Origin of the sequence: Streptomyces sp. NBC_01216 (assembly GCF_035994945.1) — a bacterium.
GTDB lineage: Bacteria > Actinomycetota > Actinomycetes > Streptomycetales > Streptomycetaceae > Streptomyces.
Map to the genome: position 1 here is coordinate 4,174,173 of NZ_CP108677.1, position 21,289 is coordinate 4,195,461.

The window sequence follows — 21,289 nt, forward strand, 5'->3', positions numbered from 1 at the left end:
TTCCGATCCGATCCGCTACTTCGTGTAGGTGACTCGGAGCTTGGGCGGGTAGGTCTGCCCGACGCCCTGGGCGCGGCCGTAGTAGGTCTTGTCCGAGTTGTTCGGGTCCAGGGCGATGCCGCGCCAGCTCGTCGAGTCGAAGACCGTGGTGATGTCGACCCACTTGCCGACGTTCTTGCCCCAGCTGATCGTCTTCGCCTCGCTGTCGGAGCTGAACGTCGAGGGGCGGGAGGTGTGCTTGTGGGCCTTGATGACCGCCTTGCCGCCGCTGTTGTAGTACCAGTGGTCGAAGTAGAGGTAGACCTCGGCCTTCTGGATCGTCGCGCCGGACAGGTCCGTGGCGAGTGCGGAGGGGAAGCCGATCAGGCTCGCCTGCATGCCGTTGGTCGAGCTGTAGTAGCCCTGCAGGCACTTGTTGCCGTAGTACGAGTTGTACGAGCCGCGGTTGGCGTAGGAGCCGGACCAGCTCGCGCTGTAGGTCTTGGTGTATGTCTTCTTCGGTGGGGTCGTCGTGCCGCCGCCCGTGTTGTACTGGCCGGTCTCCGGGATGTACGGACCCAGGTCCTCGACGTACATGACGCCCGGGTGGTTGGAGCCGCCGAAGAGGCGCACGGTCTGGCCGCTGGGGCCGTTCTGGCAGCGGAAGGTGACCAGCAGGCGATGAAGACCGGCGCCGAAGGCCGCGCCGGAGCGGATGGTCTCCAGGTGGATGCGCCGGTAGCCGGCCGTGGGCAGGGGGTAGATCGCGGACTGGATCTGGGGCGACGAGATCGACGGGGTGTTCGATCCGCCGTCCTTCAGGGCGAGGATGAGCTCGCCGCCGGACGCGGAGGGGTCGGCGTAGCAGTCCAGGACGACGCGGTACATGCGGCTGGTGTCGGCGTCGAAGGACAGCTCGACGAAGCCGTAGTCCGTGGTGCCCGCGGTGATGGAGGTCGCCTGGTAGTCGATGGCGACCAGGCCGCGGGCGAAGCCGGACAGGTAGGTCTCGATCGGGTCGCCGGCGATGATGAGCCGGCCCGCGACGGAGAGGTCGCCGACGCCGGTGTTGCCGTCCTGGTCGATGGTGGCGACGGCAGTGCCGTTGTTCGTCAGGGTGAGGTAGTTCGGGGTGCCGGTGGTCAGGGAGACGGCCTCGTCGCCCGACGCGTCGTACAGGCGCAGCCCCTGCGGGGACAGCTCTGCGCGGGCTCCGCCGCCGGGGGTTGAGAGCACGGCGCGGCATTCGAGGTTGTCGAAGTAGGCGCTGCCGGTGGTGGTCTCGTTGCCGTTGCCGTCGACCCCGATGCGTACGTTGCCCTGGGTGGCGTTGGCCGGGATGGTGATGATCTTGGAGAGGCGCTGCCAGGTGCCGTCGGTGACGGGGGCGGACACGCTGATGCCGTCCGAGCCGAGACGTGTTCCGGTCGCGTCGTAGAAGCCGAGGAAGAACTTCACGCTGGCACCGGTGAAGTCGGTGGTGGTCTTGTAGTCGGCGGCGATCCAGTAGCGGTCTCCGGGCAGCATCGGGGAGGTGGCGTGCTGCAGCCACCGGTACGTGCCGGCGGCCGGGGTGATGCGCAGGCACTTCGCGGAGTTGTTGCCGCCGTCCTCGACCGCGTACTCCTCCTTGCCCTCGATGGCGGCTGCGATGACGCCGGTCTCGTACGAAGGGTCCCCGACCAGGTTGCCGGTGGTGCCGATCGCCAGTCGGGACGCGGACAGCGAGCCTGCGGCGATGTGGCGCGCGGTGAGGGTGTTGGTGGCGATCTCGTCGCCGGTCAGGGACAGCGCCTTGACCTCCCGGGCCGTGATGGTGTCAGCCACGATCTTCTCGCCGGTCACGGACTCCGCGGCCAGCTCCAGGGTGCCGATGGACTCGGCCAGCACCATGCCCGCGCCGATGACGGTGCGGACCTGGGCGTTGTCGAAGTCCGCCGTGCCGACGGTGGCCTGGAAGTTCTGCAGCCATACGGTGGCGGCCACGGTCCCGGCCGGGGCCTGGACCTGCTGGCTTGTACGGGCCCAGTCGGCGCCCGGGATGGGGGTGGCGATCGCCGTGCCGTAGCCGAGCACCGTGCCGGCCGCGTCCTGCCAGCGCAGGTAGAGGCGGAGGGAGTCCCCGGCCCAGTCGGCTGAGGCGCGGTAGTCGAAGGCGAGGAAGAACCGGTCTCCCGGGGAGACTGCCAGCTCGGTGATCAGCAGGCTCCGGGATGTCGGCTCACTGCTGGTGCCGTCGACCCGCAGGCCGCGGGGGGAGCCGTTGCCCTCGGTCAGCCGCCATTCGGCGGAGGCGGCGACGAGCTGTTCGGTGAAGGCGCCTTCGAAGGAGGGGTCGGGCATGAGGTTGCCGGTGCCGATGGCGAGCTGGTTGTGGCCTACCGCGCCGATCCGCAGCTTGGCCTGGGAGACGGCGTTATCGGCGAGCGCGGTTTCGTCGACGATGCCGTCGAGGACCTCCTGGGCGACGACCGGTGCCGGGCTGACCGGCCCGCTCTGGGCGGACGGGGCGGAGGCGGTGCCGGAGGTGTTGCGGGCCAGCAGGCGGACGTACAGCGGCTGGTCTGTGGGGATGGTCAGGGTGCTGCCGAGCGGGGACTCGAACGTGCCGCGCAGGGTGGTCGGCGTGGGGATGAAGTTGTCGAGCGTCGCGGCGTGGACCTCGATACGGGCGAAGTCCAGTGGTGGTGCGGGTGCGTCAGTGAAGACGCCTTCCCACGTCGCTGACACGCCTCCAAGGACGGGAGTGACGGTGGGCTGGCTCGGGGTGGGCGGCGGTGGGGCGTTGACGATATTGACCGCGGTGGTGCCGTCCGGCTGCTGGCCGATGACGGCGCGCAGGGAGCCGTCCTCGTCGTACACGTCGAGCGCGCCGTTCTCGATCGAGGAGTAGGCGAGCTGGGAGGTTCGGGTCTGCTGGGCGAAGCGGCGCTCGAGGTCGGCGATGCGGGCCGCGAGGCGGGTGAGGTCGTTGGCCACGTGGGTCAGCTCCCGTAGGAGAAGCGGTCGGCGCGGGCGAGGGCGAGAGTGATGCGCTCGGGGTCGTCTCCCTGCGGCGGGCGCAGGGTCCAGCCGGTGACGCGGCACCAGCCGTCGTAGTCGGTCCATTGGTCGTGGAGGGTGACGCGGACGTCGTCGCCGATCTGCCAGGAGCCGACCGGGGCCGCGGGGTGGTCGATCACCTCGATCTCCGTGATCTCGCCGAGGATCTGGCGGGCGGTGCGTTCGGTGCGGGCGCGGGCGGCGAGCCGGTCGTTGCCCTTTTCCGCGGGGACCTCCAGGACGTGTTCCAGCCGGAGGCGTCCGTTGCGGATGGCGTCGATGGCGCGGCGTCGGCCGCGGCCTTCTCCGGCGCCGAGGGCGATGACGACCTGGGCGTAGGAGTCGGCGTCGTAGGTCACCGGGACGGTGGCGGCCACGTTGACGCCGCTGGCGAAGCTGATGTCGGTGCGGCGGGCGCCCAGGCGGGGCCAGCCGAGCCGGATCCGTCCGATGGGTCGGCCGGTGGACCAGTCGGTGGCCTCGGTCCATTCCGGGCCGCCCTCGATCTGTGTCATGTCGTCGATGACGGAGCCGAGGACCGGCGCCTCCCACCAGTCTGTGCTGTACGGCTCAGCTGGGGTGCCGGCCTTCGCCCGGCTGGCGACCGGGTCCACGGTGACGCCGAGGTTTCCGTCGGGCTGGGACTGGGCGTATGCCCAGGTGTCCCGGATGACCCGGCACGGGTCGGCGTTGACGTACGGGCCGCGCCCGTTCAGGTTGCCGTGCACGTCGTGGCGGCGGTGCGGGTAGCTGCCCCAGCCCGCGGCCTCGATCGGGTACGCGGGGCCTTGGGGTTCCGCGCGCCAGACGAGCCCGCCCCACAGCAGCGCGTCGTCCCGCTCGACGGTGAGCAGCGTGTTGCCGGGATCCAGCTGCGTCGGCAGCAGATGGGCAAGACGGGGAGAGAGCTGGCCGGAGAAGTCACCCGCCGCGTTGAGGGACAGGCCGAACTCGACCTCGGAGAGCGGTAGATCGGCGGCCAGCGGCTTGCCGGTCAGGGCGTGCCAGGTGCGGTACCGGTACGTGGGCACGTCGGCTCACACCACACCCTCGGTGAACTCCACGTCCGCGATCAGGCTTGTGCCGCCGTCGACGTGGATGTCGCCCGTCTCGCCGCTGTACATGTACGTCTGCAGGTACAGCGGCTGGTTGGTGCCGCGCATCGCCGGTGAGACGCTGATGTTGTCCGCGACGATCACATTGGTGCGCCGGATCCCTTTGCCCTGGTTGTCGTCGACGACGGTGCCCTGGCCTAGGTCCTGTCTGAAGTCCAGATCACGAATGTGTGGGATCGCCTGCGCGCGACGGGGTGTCCTTGGTAGTCAAGTGGCCATGGCGCGAGGCGATCTCACCGACGAGCAGTGGTCCCTGATTGAGCCCCATCTCCCGATCGCCGCGGTCGGGCCTATCCCCGACCTGCGGAAATACTTCAACGCGGCGATGTGGCGCTTTCGGACCGGCAGCCCGTGGCGCGACCTGCCGGAGGAGTTCGGCCCCTGGCAGAGTTCCTACGACCGCTTCCAGGTCTGGGCGAAGCAGGGCATCTTCCAGAATCTGATGGAGATGGTGATCGCGGAAGCTGCCGCCCGCGACCAGGTCGACCTGGGGCTGGTCAGCGTGGACTCGGCGACAGCACGGGCACACCACCATGCCGCCGGGATGATCCTGGATCCGGAGCAGCTGGCAGCCCTGGAGGCGGCTGTCGAGGCCGAAAAGGGGGTTTGGTGGAAGGACAACAGCCGCAAGACCGGCAGGAAGAGGACCCCGCCCGCGAGGAGCGACGCCGGGTTCGCCGACGGTACCGGATCCGCTTGACCGCCGCTGACCTGGGGCGTTCGAGGGGTGGGCTGACCAGCAAGATTCATCTGGCGGCTGACCGGCGCTGCCGTCCGCTGGCGTTCGTGCTCACGCCCGGGCAGTGCGGTGACAGTCCGCAGTTCGTCCCGGTGCTGGAGAAGGTGAAGGTCCGCGGGCCGGTCGGGCGCCCGAGGACCCGGCCGGACGCCATAGCCGGCGACAAGGCGTACTCGTCCCGCAGCAACCGTGCTCACCTGCGCAAACGCAACATCAAGGCCGTCATCCCGGAGAAGAAGGACCAGGCCGCCAACCGGAAGAAGAAAGGCCGCAAGGGAGGCCGCCCCGTCAGCCACGACTCCGCGCTCTACAAGGAGAGAAACACCGTCGAGCGGTGCATCAACCGTCTCCGAAACTGGCGGGGCATCGCCACCCGCTACGACAAGACCCCAACCAGCTACGAAGCCGGACTGCACCTGTGCGGTGCGATGCTCTGGCTCCGCAGCATCACACCGCCCTCATGATCCGAACTTCAGACAGGACCTAGGTCGACGCCGAGGACACCTCGCATCTGGGCGAAGACGTTGGAGGCGCTCTCCCGCAGCCCGGCCACCGTCACGACGACCTTGGCGTTGGTGGCCCACGACGGTACGCGGACGCTCCAGCGGGCCGCGCTCGGCCAGGTGTGCCACTTGTTGTCGGAGTACCCGAGTGTGCTCAGCGCGGTGGGGAAGGAGGTGTACAGCGTCCGCTCCCGGCGCGGGTTCGCGATCCGGCGCACGTCCTTGATCATCGAGTCTGTGATGACCGTGGTGTTGGCGGGGATGTCCAGGCGGGCGAGCGGGATCGCGGTCATTCCGGACGGCACGCCCGTGGTGGTGGCCGACACGTTGCTGACGACGTGGAAGTAGCCGATCTCGTCGGTCTCCGGGTCCCGGGTCCCCTCGTACTCAGGGTCCTCCACGCGCAGGCAGACCAGGTCGGACCGCGGGCTGGCCGCGGTCGGCGCGACGGGTACGACGGCGTAGCCGACGTTGTACTGCGTGTAGGAGCCCTGGCCCCAGGCGGCGCCGCGGATGACGGCGGAGCCGTCCGCGACGCGCACGCCGGCCGCCGGCGTGGACAGCTGCCGGACCTTGAGGTCGTCGCCCTCGGTGATGCCCTGAGAGCCGCGGGCGAGGTCGCGGACCATCATGCGGAAGGCTCTGGCCTCGTGGGTGCCGCCGTGGGTGAGCAGGGGCGGGTTGATCAGCGTCATGGGGATTCCTCTGGTTTCACAGGGCGGCGTAGGCGGCACGCCAGGTCACGGTCAGGCGGGTGGCGCCGGTGTAGTCGCGGGCGGTCCACCACAGCTCACTGCTGCCGGGCGGGATGGTGAACGTGTCGAGGCGGGATGCCGCCGACAGGGCGGGGGCGAGGTTGCCGGTGCCGTTCTTCAGCGCCCAGCGGGTGCCGGGGCGGGTCTCGATGTCGATGTGCTCGCCGGTCTTGAGTGAAACGGCCAGCTCCAGCACCCGGCCGGACTGCACGTGCCGGATACGGGGGTTGCTGCACGGGCCGGTGATCCGCAGGGACGGCCAGGCCGACAGGTCGCCGTCGTTGTGGACCCGGCCGCGCCGCTCGTCGGGGATCGCCACGCCGGTCGTCAGCGGGGCGACCAGTGGCGCGCGGAGCCCGCCCAGCCCGTCGGCGGACAGGGCCAGCGTCAGCGCGGCGGGGTCGTCGGCGTGGAAGCGCGGGTCGAGCGCGGCGAACTCGATGTCCAGGGGGATCCAGCCGTGCAGCGTGCTCCCCGTGCTGGCGGCCTCGACGCGGCGCAGCCGCCCGTACAGGCGGCGCGTCGTACGGCCCGGCCAGCGCAGCCGCATTACCGTCTGCGCTCCGGGGCCCGTACGCACCGCCGGGTCGTCGGCCGCCCGGTGGAGGCGGGCGAGGAGGTCGAGAGCGCGCGCCGGATCGCCCGGCGTACGGATGCTCGCCTCGATGCGGACCGTTCGCGCCCCGTACAGGTCGACGCCGGGGAAGGCGCCATCCCCGGCAGGGTTGTCCACATCCTGTGTACGAAGTTCGGGGACACCCAGCCCCTCGACATCTCCGACCGGGATCTCGGTTCCAGGACCGAGGACGACACCGGCGACCTCGATCTGCCACTCGGCGAGTTCGGGCATCAAAGTCGGCCTCCTCTTTGGGCGTTGCGGAGGCGGCGCATGACCTCGGCGCCGATCTGCTGCGGGGTGGCCTGCGCCGAGGTGACGGAGACGGGCATTGTGCCGATCAGGGGCTGCCGCTCGCGTACGACGACGACCTGGACGGTTCCTGCCGGGCGGGCGTCCACCGTGCGTACGGGCGCGGGGGCTGCTTCGGCCGGGGCGAGTTGGAGTCCGAAGCGCTGGGCCACGTCGGTGAGGACGGTCGTGGCCGCCGCGCGCTTGGCCGGTGCGAGCGGGATGAACGCCTCGCCGCCCGTGCTCGCTTCCGCGAACTTGATCAGGGCAGTGGGCGAGGAGTAGATGCCGGGTTCCCAGACGCCTCCGTTCGCGTACGCCAGGCCCTTGTTGGCCTTCGCGAGGTCGGAGAGAAACCTGGTCGCGCGGGCACCGAGCGCGGACTTGATGCGTGACTGGCCGAGGTTGCCGACCTCGATGATCCGGTCCTCCTCCAGGCCGGTGGTGTCGGCCACCTTGTGGATGCCGGTGGTGCTCGTCCTGATCGCGCTGATGATGGTCAGCAGATCCGTGAGCTCCTCGGCCGCGAGCGTCCTTGCGGCCGCTCTCGCCACGTCGTTGGCCTGCCGCGCCCTCTTCGGGTTCTTCACGGCCTCGGCGGCCAGCTTCTCCGCTGCCTCGTCGCCCTGTTCGGCGAGCCGCGCCGCGAGGTCGCCGTAGCCGAGGGCGGCGAGCTTGGCCAGGTTCTGCTCGAAGGCACTCTGGTCCTTCACGGCCTGCCGGAGCTGGGCGGTGAAGTCGCCGAGGGTCGCCTTCGCGACCAGGCCCAGCCGCTGAAGGTCGGAGGCCATCTCCTTGAGGTACTTCGAGGAGCCGGTGGCCATCTTGTGGGTCAGCTCGATGCCGTCCTCACCCATGGCTTCGAGCGCGTCGGCCACGTCCTGACCCGCGCGCCGGGCGACGGTCCGAAGGTCCTTGCGCCACCGCTCGGTCCGCCGCACCGCCTTGTCGAGGTTCTTCTCGAACCTCGCCAGGTCGAAGACCTCGACCTCCTTGCCCTTCCGCTTCACGGTGCGCATGGAGTCCGACCGGATCGACGACACCGACACGAGCTCGCTTCCGCCGCCGGAGGGGGCGTAGGACCAGCCGGACAGGCCGCCGGCCGCGTACCAGGTGACGTCGCCGCCGAAGCGCCGGACGACCTCCTCGACGATCGCCTTGCTGCGGGGGCGCTTGCTCGCGGCGAGCGGTACGTACGCCTCGCCCTGCGTCTCCGGCTCGGCCCACACGCGCCAGGAGCCGGCCGGGGCGATCTGCGCGACGTGGTTCTCCCGTCGTACGCCCCGGAGGCCGCCGTCGGCGAAGTAGTCGACGACGGCACCGTCTGCGCGGGCCTGGATGGAGTCGGGGATGCCGTTGGCGTCCTGGTCCCACGAGGTGGCCTTGAGGAAGACGCCGACGCCGACGTTCCGTCCGTAGATGCTGTTGATCGCACCCTGAATCGTGCCGACCGAGGTGAGGGGCGGCTGCGTCGGCACCGTGACCTCGGCCTTGCCGTCCGGCAGGGTGCGGATCTTGAAGCCGAGGTCCTCCAGCTCCTGGCGGGCGGCGGCGGTGGGCGCGCTGATCGTGACCGTCTTCGCGTTGGGCGTGGTGCGCAGCTTGTCCTGCATCGCCTGCAGGGAGGCGAGCGCCTCCTGCGTGGCGGCGCTGACCTTGACGTTCTTGCTGCCGGGGACCGTAGCGAGCTGGTCGATGAGCGCCTTCAGGGTGCCGCGGGCGCCCTTCGTGGGAGCCGTGATCTTGATTTCCCGGGTGCCGGGGACGGTCTTCACGGTGAAGCCGAGGTCCTTCAGCTTCTTCTGCGCGTCCTCGCTGAGCGAGTCCACGCGGATCGTGGTCGCCTTCGGCAGCCGGTCGAACTCGGCCTGCACGGCGAGGAGATCCGCGAGCGTGGAGTCCATGCCCTCGGTCTCCAGCAGCAGCGACACCTTCGACGGCAGCAGGCCGAGGCTGTCCGCGACCGCCTCCGCCTGCTCGGGCAGCAGCCCGTAGCCCTGGGCGGCCTTGACCGCGGCCGTGCGCGCCTTGTCCATCTGCTCGCGGGCGGCGGCCAGGGACTCGGGCAGCGACTTGCCGTTCTGCTGGGCGAGGGCGTACGCCGAGACCGCGGCGTCGGCGGCGGCGTCGCTCAGGGACGTGAGGGACTGGTAGAGCTGCTGGCCGTTGCGGGTCGTGGTGTTCAGCGTGCCGTTGTTGTTCAGCAGGGCCTTGCCGAATCCGTCGGCCTTGTCGATCCCGTCGTCCAGGGCCTCGTTCACGTTGAGGATGGCGCTGTTGACGCGCGCCTCGGCTGCCTGGAGGGAGATGCTGCCGCCGGAGAGCAGATCGAGGGCGTCCTTGAGCGCGCGGGTGCGCTGGTCGGCGTCGGCCGTCCGGTCGGCCAGGGCGCCGACGGCGGCCTTGAGCTTGCCGTAGGCGGTGACGCCCTGACCGGTGCCCCGCTGAGCTGCGGCGAGGTCCTTGGCGCGCTGGACGGACTCGTGCATCTCGCCCTTGACGCCGTCCAGGGCGTCGGCGGCGTCCTGCGCTCTGCGGCCCAGGACGTCGTAGCCCTGCCAGGTGTCGCCGAACTCGTTGGTCTGCCACACGTCGTCGTGCGCGTCGGCGACCGCCTGCAGCCGACCCTGGAGGCCATCCAGGGTCTGGCCCTGCCCGAGGTAGGCGTCGGTGAGCTCGGACAGCGAGACGCCCGCGTTCTTCATGACGTCGACCAGGCGCTGGCCTCCGTCGGCCGTCTTCGTGTCCATCAGGAACTTCGCGGCCTGGGCCCGGACGTTGGCGTCGATGGCACCGTTGGAGGCGAGCAGTGCCTCGGTCAGGTCGCTGATCCGCTGTTCGTGCGCGGCCGCCCTCTCGGCGGCCTTCTGCTGCCGGTCGGCGAGAAGGCCGAGCCCGACGGTGACACCGGTCAGCGCCAGTCCCCACGGTCCGCCCATGACTCCGACCAGACCGCGCATCGCGCTGGTCAGACCGGTGCCGGCGGCCCGGGTGATGCCGCTGAGGGTGCCCCGGAAGCCGGATCCGGCCGTGGAGGCGGACCGGAACGAGGCCGTCATCGCGCCGATCACCGGAACCCGGGTCTGCAGGACCGCGAAGGCCGCCCCGTAACGGGTCACCGACTGTCCCGAGGCCGTGGCCAGAGCACGCTGTACGACCATCTGCTGGTTGAGGGACTGGAACGCCCCGCCCACCCGGCCACGGACGGTCGTGGCCAGGTTGGACATCACCGGACTGACGCGGCGGGCCAGCAGCATGGCGAGGATCGCCGTCTGGACGGGGCCGGGCAGGGAGCCGAACCCGGAGACCAGACTGCCGACGATCGTCCCGATCGGCACCAGGGCGCCGGAGAGGTACGCGACCGCGGAAGCCGCGGCGTCCAGCACCATCACGACGATGTCGAGGGAGTTGGCGGCACCGTCCGACTCGTCACTTACGTCGGTAAGGGCTCTGGCGATGGGGCTCAACCCGTCCGCCAGGTTGTCCAGCACGGTCATCAGGGCCTTACCAGCGTTGATGAGGACGTGCAGCCCGTCGGCGAGGGCTTCTTCGCCCAGGTCCTCCAGCGGGCCGAGGAGCTGCTCCGCCTCGTCGATCAGACCGCCCAGACCCTCCCGGGCCCGCTGCTTGAGCTCCGGCCCGTAGAGGGCCGCCAGATCGCGCCCGTACTCGATCGCCGCGACGAGGTACGGCGTTGCGCCGGACAGGCCGCTCGTCATGAGCCGGGTCACGTACTCCAGTCCCGGCGCCATCGCGTCGTACAGCGCGAGGCCGGTCTGCCGCGTCTGCTTCTTGAGCAGCGTCATCGCGCCGGCCAGTCCCTGGCCGCGGGCGGCGGTGATCTGCGCGGCCGCGCCCGTCTGGCGTACGGCGAGGTTGAGCGCGTCGAACGACTCGGTCCCCTGGTGGGCGAGCGCGATGGCGCCGGACATGGCGGGCTTGCCCATCGCACTCTTCACCGCGGCGGTGAAGTCCTGCTGCGACATCTCGTGCTGGGCGCGGCTCAGCTCCTCGATGACGTACCGCAGGCCCTTGAACCGGCCCTGCGTGTCCCACGCCTCGATACCGAGGGCCTTCAGCCCGTTGCGCATGTCCTTGGTGGGCGCGGCGAGGTTGGCCATCATGCCGCGCAGCGCGGTGCCGGCGGTCTGGCCGAGGATGCCGGCCTTGCCGAGCATGCCGACCGCGCTGGCCGCGTCCTCCATGCTCACGCCCAGGCCGGCGGCGACCGGCCCGGCGTACCGCATCGCGTAGTAGATGTCGATGATGCCGCCGGAGGCGTTGTTCGCGGTGGCGGCGAGGATGTCGGAGGCGCGGGCGGCCTGGTCGGCGCCGAGGCCGAACTGGTCCATGATGTCGCCGAGATAGCGGGCCGAGTCGGCCGCGTTGACCCCGGCGGCGGAGGCGAGCTGGAGCGAGGCCCGAGTGGCGCTGATGGCCTGGTCGGTACGGAAGCCCGCCTTCGCCAGCTCCACCATCGCCTCGGCGGCGTCGGCCGCGGTGGTGGTCGGCAGGGTGAGGTCGTTGCCGAGTTGGTTGGCCATCCAGGCGGCGCGCTGCATCTGCCCGGCGGTGGCGCTGGTCACCGCCTGGAAGACGTTCATCTGCCGCTGGTAGCGGTTGCCCTCCTCGATGAGCTGGCCGGTGCCCAGGACGAGGGCGCCTCCGGCGAGGAGGCGCGTGAGGGCGCTGGCCTGCCGACCGGCGCCCTTGAGGGAGCGCTCCAGTACGCCAGCGTCGCTGCCCGCACGGCGCAGGCGGTCGCCGGTCTGACCGCCACGGGTGCCGAGGGCGCCGAGGCGGGCGGCGGTGGCCTGGGCGCGTGCGCCGAGAAGGTCGATCTGCCGGGCGGTACGTCGGCTGGAGGCGTCGAGAGCGGTGAGGCGGCGGTCGAGCTCGCGGGTGCGGCGGCCCAGGTCGCGGGCGGCGTCGGCGGCCGAACGCAGCCCGGAGATCAGGCTGTTGGCCTGCGCCGTCAGCTGGACGGTGAGGTTGTACGTCGCCATCCGGCCGGCTCACCCCGCCTCGGCGTCGTCGCGGTGCAGTGCCTCGTACGCCAGCCTGGGCAGCAGCGTGACCTTGATGCCGTAGCCGGCCCGCCCCTCGGGCACCTGGTCGCGCTCCTGGGCGATCAACTCGCAGCCCGCGCAGCGCACGGTGTCCGTGACGTACGCGTGCCGGTGACCACCCTTGGCCGGGTCCCACTCCTCCGCCCGCGTACGGCAGTCCGGGCACAGCGTGCGCTGCCACCGCTGCCAGGCCAGGGCCTTGGCCCGGTCCAGATCGCTCCAGCGGCCGTCCCCGCCGAGGAACTGCGAGTGCGGGATGCCGTACCGCTCGCACAGCTCCAGCTCGGCCCGCAGCCGCGGGTCGGCCGTCAGTCTTTTCCCAGGTCGGCGGCCTTGTCGGCCCGGCCCTCCTGCTGCACCTCCCAGGCCGCCTCCCACAGGGCGTTCGCGTCCGGCGCCGACCAGGAGTCGAGGAGCTCGCGGGCCTCGGCCTCGCTCATGCCGTCCGTGCTGGAGGCGGCGATCAGCGCGACCGGGAAGGTGTCGGGGTTGAACGCGGCTCCGTCGGCGGCCTGCTCGTCGGTCGGCGGATGCGCGTGCAGGAGCTCCTCAAGGACGGGGCGCGGCAGCGCGCGGAAGGTGAGGTAGACCGACGTCCTGTCGAGCGCCTCGCGCGCCGATTCGCAGCGCTCGGCGGCGAGCCGGGCCCGCTCGGCGAAGACCCCGTTGTCCGTGTCGCTCTCGGCCAGCAGCCGGGCCCGGTCGGCGGCCCGTCTGGCCTCGTCATACTCTGTGCGCCGCGCTGCGTCGTCGCAGATCCGAAGAACGCGCTCTGGAAGCGAGCGGCGGCGCAGCCGCTCCATCTTTTGCTCCCACGACACCGCGTCCTTGCCCTTGGCGGCCATCAGGCGGTACCCGTCGAGGCGGCCGGGACGGCGGCGTCCAGTGCCGGCGGAGACGTGATCGAGAAGATCGCCTGGAACTTCGCGGCCTCGTTGCCCGCGTTGTACTGCGCGGCGCGCGAGGCCACCTGGACCGGGAAGGTGTCCATCGACTTCGAGCCGGGGACGTCGCCCTGCGCAGGAAGACGACGAAGCCGCCCGCACCCTTGGGCAGCAGGGTCTCGATGGTGTCGCTGAGCTGGTCCTCGTAGAAGGTGATCGAGGAGTTGTCGGCCTTGTCGTTTCCCGGGATTGAGGACGAGAAGGTGGACGCCATGTCCGGCGTCTCGATCGCCTCGTTCGTCAGCGACCAGCCGTCGACATCGCTGATCGCCTCGGTCAGATCGCTCGAGTTCGGCGCGGACAGCTCCGGACGGGTGGGGATCATGGTCTCGGCGGCGACATCCTTCAACCAGAGGATCTTGGTGATGCCGCGCCGCATGAAGCGCTGCTGAGCCACGGGGCACTCCCAGAAGGGTGCTGCGCCGGGCTCGTCGGCCAGGCGTCCGCGTGGCTCCGCGGTGAGGAGAGGATCAGGAAGCGGGGGTCACGGTGATCGTGAACCGCTGCACGTAGGTAACGATACTGCCCTGCGAGCCGTCAACCGGTTCTCCGTCGGCGTCGTAGGTCAACTCCCCGTCGATCACGCGCATCCCGGGGACGTCGAGGTTCCTCAGCCGGTCAGCGACCACCACCCGCACCCGGTCACCGAGCCACTGCGCTTGATCGGCCCGTTCGCCCACGCTCGTTGCCTGGTACGTCCATGCCGCGTCGGCCTGCCAGTCGCCGAACGACGGACCGGAGAACTCACCGGGCAGGCTGTCGAGGATCAGATACGGGAAGGCCGCGGCCTGGCCGTCCGCCATCCGCGGCAGCACACCAAGCCCACACGGCCGACCGGTGCCGACGGTGAGGACGTCAACGAGCGCCCTCGTCAGCGGCAGCCGAGGCGGGCTCACCGCGGCAGCACCCCCTTGCGCAGGGCGTCCAGAAACCCGGGCTCGGTCTGCCGGAACGCGGGCTCGATGTGCGGATAGGGCGGCTGCCGATACCGGCGCCCCAGCCGGTCGACGCCGACGAACCCGTACTCCAGCCTCCGCGACTGCGGCGCGTCCGTGAACACCACCGCGCTCACGCCCCCTCCGCCCGCGGTCACCTTCACGTCCCAGGAGGCCCGGTACTGGGCGGTGATCACGTTCGGCCCCGGCCGCCCGGAGGCGTTCTTCTGGATCCGGACCCGCAGCAGCATCGCGTGGTGCCGGGTGATGGCCCTCGTACGGGACCGGACAGCCGGCCCGAGGCGCGTGAGGGCGGCAGCCAGCTCGATCGGGTCGCGGAACGCCGCAGCGTCCGGGTGGGCGTTGGGGTGTTGGTTCGAGGAGCGCACGGTGGAGCCTACGGGCTCCACCGCCGAAGTCACATACGCTCGGCCTTTTTCGCCGACCTGGTCATCCAGGACTGGCAGGCCCATCGGGCCAGCCCGCCCACGACGAGGGACACGAGAATGGCGCCCCAGTCGATGACATGCGGTAGCCCCGGAAAGAAGCCGAAGAAGGCGAGGGTCGCGACCAGCCCTACGAGGAACGCGGCGATCCCGGCCCGCCGACGTCGTGTTTCCCCGGCTTGGTCCGGCCCCGGCTCTTGCTGCTGCTCGGTCATGAGCGAACTCACTTCGTGATGTGGTGGCACTGGCTCACGCGCCGCACCCCGTTGACGTGGAGGTGGGCGCACGCCTTGCCATAACGAGGCAGCGTCTGCGGATGGTTGTTCCGCATCGGGTCGATCTTGCACTCGCTGTGCGTCTTGCCGCGCGACGTGCGGTAGGTCTTGTTGTTCGTGTCGGCGTACGTGAAGTCGATGCGCCAGTTGCAGAAGCCGCTCCCGAGCGCGGCGACGAAACCGCAGTCGACGCCGGCGTTCTGGTACGTGATCTTTCTGCCGTCTCCCCGGACGATGTGCGTGAACATGCAGCCGGTCGGGACCTTCATCGTCGCACCGCCCACGCTGTACTCGAAGGTCTGGACCGGAGTCGAGCCGACAGCACTGGCGTGGGCGGCTGTGGGGGAGGTTAAGAGGAGGGCTCCTACCGCGGCGAAGGCGGCGGTGAGGCGTGTGACGTGTCGCATGGCCAAGGCGGCTCCCCTTCGGGTGAACTCCTGATGATCACCAGGGACAACTGCGCCTTCAGCAGGCTGGTTGCAGGCGGCCAGCCGATCTCATCAGCATGAGCGATCGAGGTGCTCAGGGGGCTGACCAGCAGAAACGTTCACGGTCGCCAGGATCACGTGACGGCCTTCAACTGGACGACTCGGACCACGGCGTAGGTCCCGACACCGATGTCGGCGACGCGAAACCTGCGGCCGGTCAACTGCCCGTCCCGCACCGAGCGCGATACCCGTACCACGTCATCGACCTGCACCGCTGGCAGGGACAGAGGAAGGAGCGCCTGGTACGCGGTCGGGGCAGGAAGGGCCGCGACCGCTCCGCCGAAGGGCGGCACGCCTACGAGTTGCCCTGGCCGCACGATCGCGCCCAGGCCCTCCCAGACCAGGACGGGAGCCGCTCCGTCCGGCCGCAGCTCGCCCGTCGTCTCGTCGAGGTCGTCGCCGGCGGCCCCGTCCGCGTCCCGCCACAGCTGGAGCTCATCGTCGAGCAGCCCCTCCACGACGCGCCGCACCCCCGACAGGTCAAGCGCCATGGGCCCACTCCACCAACTGCCGCATCACCGCCGCCGTACCGCCGCCCGGCACGTTCTCCAGGTCCATCCGCGCCAGGGCCGCGCGCTCCACCTCCAACGGGTCCAGTGCCTCCAGGAACGCGGCGGCGGCCGGGCCGGGGTCCGGGGGTGTGCCGATCTCAACTCGAGCGAGGAGATCCAGTTCGGCGGGCCATGTCCCGGTCGGGCGCAGATGCAGCACGACGCGTGGCAGATCGTGAGCATCAGCGTGCAGGTCCACGGCAGCGACGTGCTTGCTCACGTCCCTGCCGTCCACAGCGAGGGCGTACGAACGTCCGTCGAAGGTCATCTGGAAGCGATTCGGCGTCGTCACCGGCGGAGCCTAAACCCTTGGGCCGACACCGCGTTCGCCCGATAGCGTCCGGCAGACGAGGAGGGGGAACGTGGCTCTGCCGAAGAAGCGCTCACGCACCATGGGACGGGATGCCGTACCGCTGGTACGTACGTGGTCGACCCACGTACTGCCAGGGGATGGCGTGGTTGCCCATGACATATGCCGTCGAGCACGTAGAGCGTCCGGGAGCGGTCCTCATGGTCGAGACGAACCGTGCTTACACTCGCAACTGGATGGGGGCCGAAACGGCCCCCATCCTGCCCGCCGAGGTCGCTGAGAGCATCCGGTGCGCGCGTCTTCTGGGCTGGGAGCCGACGAGCCCCGGGAAGCCCTTCAGGCTCACGCCGAAGACGGGCGGCGGCATCAGTCGGTGTCCGTAGCGGCCAGCAACGTGATCCGGGTCCGGTCCCGGTTCAGGGCGGCCAGCCCGATGTCCCAGGCGACGTGGTGGTACCAGGGGGTCGCAGCGCCGAAGCGGTACCAGCCGCACACGGCAGCGCGCTCCTGGACCTCCGGGGCCGTCGCGTCCCTCCCCGCCCCGGCGAGCCCGCCAAGGGAGCTCCAGGCGGCGAGACGTCCGTAGGCGCCGTACAGGCCATGGTTGTACGCCCCGCCCGATGAGGCCGCCGCGAAGAGGACGCTCCACACGGCTCCAGCGGTGGACCGGGCCACCGAGAAGTCCGTACGGTGGCTGTGGCCGGCGAGGCAGTCGAGGCCGAGGCCGAGTAGGGCCCGCGGTACGTCCGGCTCGTCCAGGGGATGTTCCAGGCCGAATGCGCGGGCCTCGATCCGGCCGTTGGACTCGTCCGCCCAGTTGGCCACAGCGGCGGGTACCGAACTCAGGTCGGCCTCTGCCGACTCGTGCGCGGCGAACTGCCCAGAGCGCAATGGAAGGGGCTGGACGACCTCGTTGACGGGACCGAAAGGGAGCGAGGACGTGCTTCCCTGAACTGAGTAGCTGGGCAGATCAGCACCAGACTCCAGCTCCGAGCGTCGCAATGGCAGCCAGGCAAGCGGATGCCGGCCGATCCCCGGACCGGAAGCCCAGTTCAGCGCCTCCGGCATATCGGCGAGTTCGACTCCCCTCACCACCAGCTCGTGAACCGTGCAGGCCCGTAGTTCGTTGGAGGCTCCCGCACCCGAGCGCGCACCACGGAACAGCGGACGAAGACCGTTGGCGTCCTGCGCCGACGCGATCAGGGACGCCACATAGCGCGCCCGCTTCCGCGCCGACCGGTCCTCACCAGCGACCACGCGCAGGAGCTGCACGACCCCACTGCCTCCCGGAGCCAGGGCGAACAGCCGAATCGCGCGGTCCAGGACGCTCTCGTACTGCCACACCCGAGCGGAAGCGGAGAGCGACCGCCGGACCAGCTCCACCCCCAGGTCTCCGAGGAACGAGACATCTCCGTCAGCCATGCGGCGGTCCAGCTCCGCCCACACGCTGTTGACGTCCCGGGTCTCAGGCAGCTTGCTCACGATCTTCTCTACGCGGTGATCCACGCTGCTGACCCTACGCATGGCTGGAGCTGACCAGGCGGCGAGGGAGGTGTGCCGTGATCGCGTCCATTGCGTGACAAGGAACCCAGAGCCGTCCGGCGCGAAGGTACGGTTCAGTCATGAGGCTGACGGGTGAATCGCAGCGGCTGGCAAGGTTCGAGTGGCAGGGTGACGTCCTTCACGGGCGCCTCATAACCACCGACGGCGACGACCTCCTAGAGGTGCTGACTGGCGATCCGCTGAGGGGCTCGGCGGAGCCCACCGGCCGCCGCCTCCCGCTCGAGGACGTACGTCTACTCGCCCCCGTCACGCCCGGGAAGATCGTCGCGGTCGGCAGGAACTACGCCGACCACATCGCCGAGTTGAGCCTCGACACGCCAGCCGCGCCCCGGCTCTTCTTCAAGCCGCCGTCCGCCGTGATCGGCCCCGGAGAGCCGATTCGCTACCCGGCCCAGTCACGGGAGGTGCACTACGAGGCCGAGCTCGCCGTGGTCATCGGCCGTACGGCCCGCGACGTCACCGCCGACGAGGCGCTGGACCACGTCTTCGGCTACGCCTGCGCCAACGACGTGACCGCCCGGGACATCCAACGGGAGGACGGGCAGCCGTCCTGGGCGAAGGCGTTCGACACGTTCTGCCCGCTCGGCCCGTGGATCGTCACCAACCTCGACCCGACGAAGCTCGACGTGCGCTGTGAGGTCAATGGCACCCAGCGGCAGTCGGCCGGGACGGACACGATGCTGCATCCGGTCGCCTCCCTGCTGGCGTACATCACGGCGGCGGTCACCCTGGAGCCGGGCGATGTGCTGCTGACCGGCACGCCCGCGGGGGTGGGGCCGGTCGTTCCGGGCGATGAGGTGGCGGTACACATCTCCGGCATCGGTTCCCTGGTCAATCCCGTGGTCGGTCGGTAGCTCCACTCAGGCCCGCAGCAGCTCGGCGAACTCCCGGCCAGCGGGGAGCTAGGCGTGTCCGGCGGTACGGCTGAAGTCGGTGGCGTACTTCATGACCATGCCGGTGCGATGTTCGTCCGGCAGCGACGTCAGGGCCTGTGCGGCGGTGCGGTACGCCTCCTCCGGTTCGCCGTCGCGCGCGAGGCACATCGCGCGGTCCAGGCGGGTCAGGGTCGGGTCGAGGTACTCGGTGGGCGGATACAGGTCGAGTGCTCGCCGCTGGACCTGCCAGGCGTCCTCGGTACGTCCCAGGTGCGTCCACGCGTTACCAAGGTGCCAGAGGAACTGCCGCTCGGTGTGGCCGAAGGAAGGGTCCTCGCGGTCCTCGGCGGTGAGCCGGCCGAACGCGTCCTCGGCCTGGCGTAGCAGCGCCAGGGCCTCGTCTCCCCGCCCGAGGCGTGCGAGTGCGCGGGCCTCGACGAGCAGGCCCCTGGTGGTGGCCGGGCCGACGGTGTCGCCCAGGATGTGGCGTGCCCTGGCAGCCTGCTCGTGGGCGGAGGCCGGAGTCCCGTAGTAGAGGGAGACGATGGCCGAGCGTACGGTGAGCGCTCCTTCGAGCTGGTTGTCGCCGGCCTCCGAGGCGGCGAGTCGACCGGTGTGGAACCATCCGCGGGCCTCGCGGTGAGCACCGAGAGCGGAGGCGAAGATCCCAGCCAGCGCGGCGAGTTGGGCGGCAACCCGGCAGAGGCGTCGGCGGTAGCGGATGGGCTGCCGCTGCTCCAGCAACCGCTGCACCTCGGTGAAGTCGGCGAGGACGTCGGCGAGGAGCCGGTGTGGCGGCACGGTCTGGTAAGCATGTGCGTACTCGAAGGCCGTGGTCTCCCAGCGCTCCAGGGTCGCCAGCCCGATGGCCGACGATTCCAGTGCCAGGTCCATGCGTTGCCGGGCGGCGGCCATGACCTCCAGGGCGGCCTCGGTGATGCCAAGACTCGTTCCGACGACAAGCCCCCTGATCAGGGTTCGCCGTTTCATCTCGTCCTCCTCCAAGAGCACGTCCACCGCCGCTTCAGGCGCGTGCTCCTGTTCTTGCTCGGTGCGTGCCGGTGTGACGTCGTCGGTCACAGGAAGCGGTGAGGACTCCGCCAAGGCAAGCAGCTTCTCGGCCGTCCAGCCCGGGAACATGCGCTCGAGGACCTCGCACGCCTCAGCGCGTGGCACGCCCTTGATCTGCCCCAGGCGCCATCGGTCGAACTGCTTACGCTGCGGAGTCACGTCGTCCAGGCGCAGGTCGGCGCAGACCTTCCGGAACTCGCGGCTGAACCGCGCGTAACCCCAGCCTCTTTCCCGTACCAACATGCCGAACACCGTCAGCTGTCTGTCGCCCACCGTGCCCCCTTCGCATGGACACCGCCGGGCCCTGCGCCCGTATGCGGCGATTGTCGATCACCTACCCACCTCGTGGCCCCGCAGGACGCACTCAAGTCCCAGAAGACCACGGCAAGGTTCATCGGGGTCCAGAACGACCAGTTCGGGGCCGTAGGAAAGTCCGTCGGCCCACCGTCATCGTTCGGTGACCGCGAACGCGTGGCCTCACAGCCCGCCTTGTGGTCCCAAGTCCCGACGTCCGGAAGGGCTGGACGATGGTGTCCTCGGTTCCCGCCTCGTTCCTCACCACGAGCCTCTCGGGCTCCCGTGCCGTTTCCGCGGATGGGGCACACAGAGCGCCGTCGTCCGTCGACGTCGCCTTCGTACGTGAAGCCTCGCGGGTCGCTCAGGCCCGGCGGATCGGGGCGGCGTGGCTGCGCAACGTGTGCCGTGTGCCCCAGGGCCGTGTCGACTCCGCCGAGGTGGTGATCTCGGAGCTGGTCAGCAACGCGGTCGTCCACGGGCGAGGCAGCACCGTGGGCTTACGGATGAGGCGCACGGCCGGTCAGGTCCGTCTGGAGGTCGACGACCGCTCCCCGTCCGCGGTACCCGGTCCCCGGCAGGTCGGGGGCGGCGCGGAGCGGGGGCGCGGCCTGTGGCTGGTGAAAGCGCTCGTCGACGAGCTCGACGGGAGCTGGGGCTTCACCGCTGACGGCACGGTCGCCTGGTGCGTCCTTCCCATCGGGCCCGGGTCCTCGCGTGAGAACGGGAGGCGGACGGCGTGAGCGATGTGGTTGAAGTCCCACCGCAGCGTGTCCCGCCCGGCACTCGGGTCGTCGTGTACGCGTGCCTCTCACCCGAGGCCGTTCCGACGGCAGCGCCGGAGCGGGAACTGCGCGGCGTGCTCCGGTACGTGAACGAGCGCGGCTGGATCCCCGTGGCGACGTTCGTCGACCGGGCGTCGGTGCTCTCCAGTCGGGCCGACCGCACCGAGTGGCCGAAGGCGCTTGCCGCAGTCGAGGAGGGGCGGGCCGATGGGATCGTGGCGCCTTCGATGGTGATGATCTGGTTCCACCAGGAAGATCGGGACTCGTTCGCGAACTGGCTGGACGCGAGCAGGGCGTTCGTCTCGACTCCCGGAACGCACACGGATCCACGGCGGCGCCGCGCGGTCGGCTCCCTTCGCGCGCAGACGGTAGCCGCCCCTCCGCTCGCGACCGGATCGAAGCGCAGGCGCCGATGACCTCGACGCCCACAGACACGATCCTCCGCCGGCGACGGCTCGCCCGATTGCGCTGGGTGCTCCGCCACCCGTTCCAGCTGCTCCAGCGCTACGGCTTCGGCTGGTTCCAGTTCGCGGTCCTGGTCGTACCCGTCGTGCTGACCGTCTGGGCCGCCATCGACCCGACCAACCTGCTGCGCTCGTAGCCCCACTCCTGATTCCAACCCTCCCTACAGCACGAGGAGTGC

At 70.3% G+C, this 21,289-nt stretch carries 20 protein-coding genes and 2 pseudogenes; 5 read left to right on the forward strand and 17 right to left on the reverse strand.

From position 1 onward, the window contains the following. Positions 1-15: 15 nt before the first annotated feature. Genes OG393_RS18505 through OG393_RS18515 form a run of 3 tightly spaced genes read right to left on the reverse strand, consistent with a single transcriptional unit; the run spans position 16 to position 4,220 of the window. The gene (locus OG393_RS18505; protein ID WP_327375776.1) at positions 16-2,958 is read right to left on the reverse strand and encodes a hypothetical protein; all 2,943 of its coding nucleotides are present in this window, start codon (positions 2,956-2,958) and stop codon (positions 16-18) included. Between the two features lie 5 nt (positions 2,959-2,963). After that, entirely contained in the window at positions 2,964-4,052 is a 1,089-nt protein-coding gene (locus OG393_RS18510; RefSeq protein ID WP_327375777.1) for a hypothetical protein, read from the reverse strand. Positions 4,053-4,058: 6 nt separating this feature from the next. After that, a complete protein-coding gene (locus OG393_RS18515) occupies positions 4,059-4,220 on the reverse strand; it encodes a hypothetical protein (protein WP_327375778.1) in 162 nt (53 codons plus the stop codon). A 133-nt stretch (positions 4,221-4,353) separates the two neighbouring features. On the opposite strand from OG393_RS18515, the pseudogene OG393_RS18520 reads away from it, so the two are divergent. After that, positions 4,354-5,339: pseudogene (locus OG393_RS18520) on the forward strand (IS5 family transposase). Between the two features lie 8 nt (positions 5,340-5,347). Here the strand turns inward: OG393_RS18520 and OG393_RS18525 are convergent. The 13 genes and pseudogenes from OG393_RS18525 to OG393_RS18590 form a co-directional block, all read right to left on the reverse strand. After that, on the reverse strand, positions 5,348-6,073 hold the full coding sequence (locus tag OG393_RS18525; RefSeq protein WP_327375779.1) for a hypothetical protein: 726 nt from the start codon (positions 6,071-6,073) through the stop codon (positions 5,348-5,350). Positions 6,074-6,089: 16 nt separating this feature from the next. Further along, complete coding sequence (locus OG393_RS18530; protein ID WP_327375780.1) at positions 6,090-6,983, reverse strand: phage distal tail protein; 894 nt, start codon at positions 6,981-6,983, stop codon at positions 6,090-6,092. Further along, the gene (locus OG393_RS18535; RefSeq protein ID WP_327375781.1) at positions 6,983-12,046 is read right to left on the reverse strand and encodes a phage tail tape measure protein; all 5,064 of its coding nucleotides are present in this window, start codon (positions 12,044-12,046) and stop codon (positions 6,983-6,985) included. Before OG393_RS18535 ends, OG393_RS18530 begins: the two co-directional genes overlap by 1 nt. A gap of 9 nt (positions 12,047-12,055) precedes the next feature. After that, a complete protein-coding gene (locus tag OG393_RS18540) occupies positions 12,056-12,487 on the reverse strand; it encodes a hypothetical protein (RefSeq protein WP_327375782.1) in 432 nt (143 codons plus the stop codon). Next, a complete protein-coding gene (locus tag OG393_RS18545; protein ID WP_327375783.1) occupies positions 12,418-12,954 on the reverse strand; it encodes a hypothetical protein in 537 nt (178 codons plus the stop codon). The genes OG393_RS18540 and OG393_RS18545 overlap by 70 nt, the downstream gene beginning before the upstream one ends. Continuing rightward, positions 12,954-13,432, reverse strand: a pseudogene (locus tag OG393_RS35505) (phage tail tube protein). Before OG393_RS35505 ends, OG393_RS18545 begins: the two are co-directional and overlap by 1 nt. A 91-nt stretch (positions 13,433-13,523) precedes the next feature. Then, positions 13,524-13,856 (reverse strand): hypothetical protein, encoded by a 333-nt coding sequence (locus OG393_RS18560; RefSeq protein WP_327375786.1) that lies wholly within the window; start codon positions 13,854-13,856, stop codon positions 13,524-13,526. Positions 13,857-13,945: 89 nt separating this feature from the next. Then, the gene (locus OG393_RS18565) at positions 13,946-14,377 is read right to left on the reverse strand and encodes an HK97 gp10 family phage protein (protein ID WP_327375787.1); all 432 of its coding nucleotides are present in this window, start codon (positions 14,375-14,377) and stop codon (positions 13,946-13,948) included. Positions 14,378-14,406: 29 nt separating this feature from the next. After that, a complete protein-coding gene (locus OG393_RS18570) occupies positions 14,407-14,649 on the reverse strand; it encodes a hypothetical protein (RefSeq protein WP_327375788.1) in 243 nt (80 codons plus the stop codon). An 8-nt stretch (positions 14,650-14,657) separates the two neighbouring features. Next, positions 14,658-15,116 carry a hypothetical protein gene (locus OG393_RS18575; RefSeq protein ID WP_327375789.1) on the reverse strand — a complete coding sequence of 153 codons (459 nt, stop codon included), beginning with the start codon at positions 15,114-15,116 and terminating at the stop codon, positions 14,658-14,660. 155 nt (positions 15,117-15,271) lie between these two features. Then, positions 15,272-15,688: a DUF6093 family protein gene (locus tag OG393_RS18580; protein ID WP_327375790.1), complete on the reverse strand. Its 417-nt coding sequence runs from the start codon at positions 15,686-15,688 to the stop codon at positions 15,272-15,274. Next, on the reverse strand, positions 15,678-16,040 hold the full coding sequence (locus OG393_RS18585; RefSeq protein ID WP_327375791.1) for a hypothetical protein: 363 nt from the start codon (positions 16,038-16,040) through the stop codon (positions 15,678-15,680). Before OG393_RS18585 ends, OG393_RS18580 begins: the two co-directional genes overlap by 11 nt. Positions 16,041-16,424: 384 nt before the next feature. Continuing rightward, positions 16,425-17,564: a DUF6183 family protein gene (locus tag OG393_RS18590; protein WP_327375792.1), complete on the reverse strand. Its 1,140-nt coding sequence runs from the start codon at positions 17,562-17,564 to the stop codon at positions 16,425-16,427. 116 nt (positions 17,565-17,680) lie between these two features. Here OG393_RS18590 and OG393_RS18595 point away from each other — a divergent pair, with 116 nt between their 5' ends. After that, complete coding sequence (locus tag OG393_RS18595) at positions 17,681-18,475, forward strand: fumarylacetoacetate hydrolase family protein (RefSeq protein ID WP_327375793.1); 795 nt, start codon at positions 17,681-17,683, stop codon at positions 18,473-18,475. A 48-nt stretch (positions 18,476-18,523) separates the two neighbouring features. Here OG393_RS18595 and OG393_RS18600 read toward each other — a convergent pair whose 3' ends face one another. Continuing rightward, positions 18,524-19,840, reverse strand: a complete 1,317-nt coding sequence (locus OG393_RS18600) for a hypothetical protein (RefSeq protein WP_327375794.1) — start codon at positions 19,838-19,840, stop codon at positions 18,524-18,526. 254 nt (positions 19,841-20,094) lie between these two features. On the opposite strand from OG393_RS18600, the gene OG393_RS18605 reads away from it, so the two are divergent. Genes OG393_RS18605 through OG393_RS18615 form a run of 3 tightly spaced genes read left to right on the forward strand, consistent with a single transcriptional unit; the run spans position 20,095 to position 21,247 of the window. Further along, positions 20,095-20,604: an ATP-binding protein gene (locus OG393_RS18605; RefSeq protein WP_327375795.1), complete on the forward strand. Its 510-nt coding sequence runs from the start codon at positions 20,095-20,097 to the stop codon at positions 20,602-20,604. Next, on the forward strand, positions 20,601-21,062 hold the full coding sequence (locus OG393_RS18610; RefSeq protein ID WP_327375796.1) for a hypothetical protein: 462 nt from the start codon (positions 20,601-20,603) through the stop codon (positions 21,060-21,062). Before OG393_RS18605 ends, OG393_RS18610 begins: the two co-directional genes overlap by 4 nt. Then, the gene (locus OG393_RS18615) at positions 21,059-21,247 is read left to right on the forward strand and encodes a hypothetical protein (protein WP_327375797.1); all 189 of its coding nucleotides are present in this window, start codon (positions 21,059-21,061) and stop codon (positions 21,245-21,247) included. Before OG393_RS18610 ends, OG393_RS18615 begins: the two co-directional genes overlap by 4 nt. The last annotated feature ends 42 nt before the right edge of the window (positions 21,248-21,289 follow it).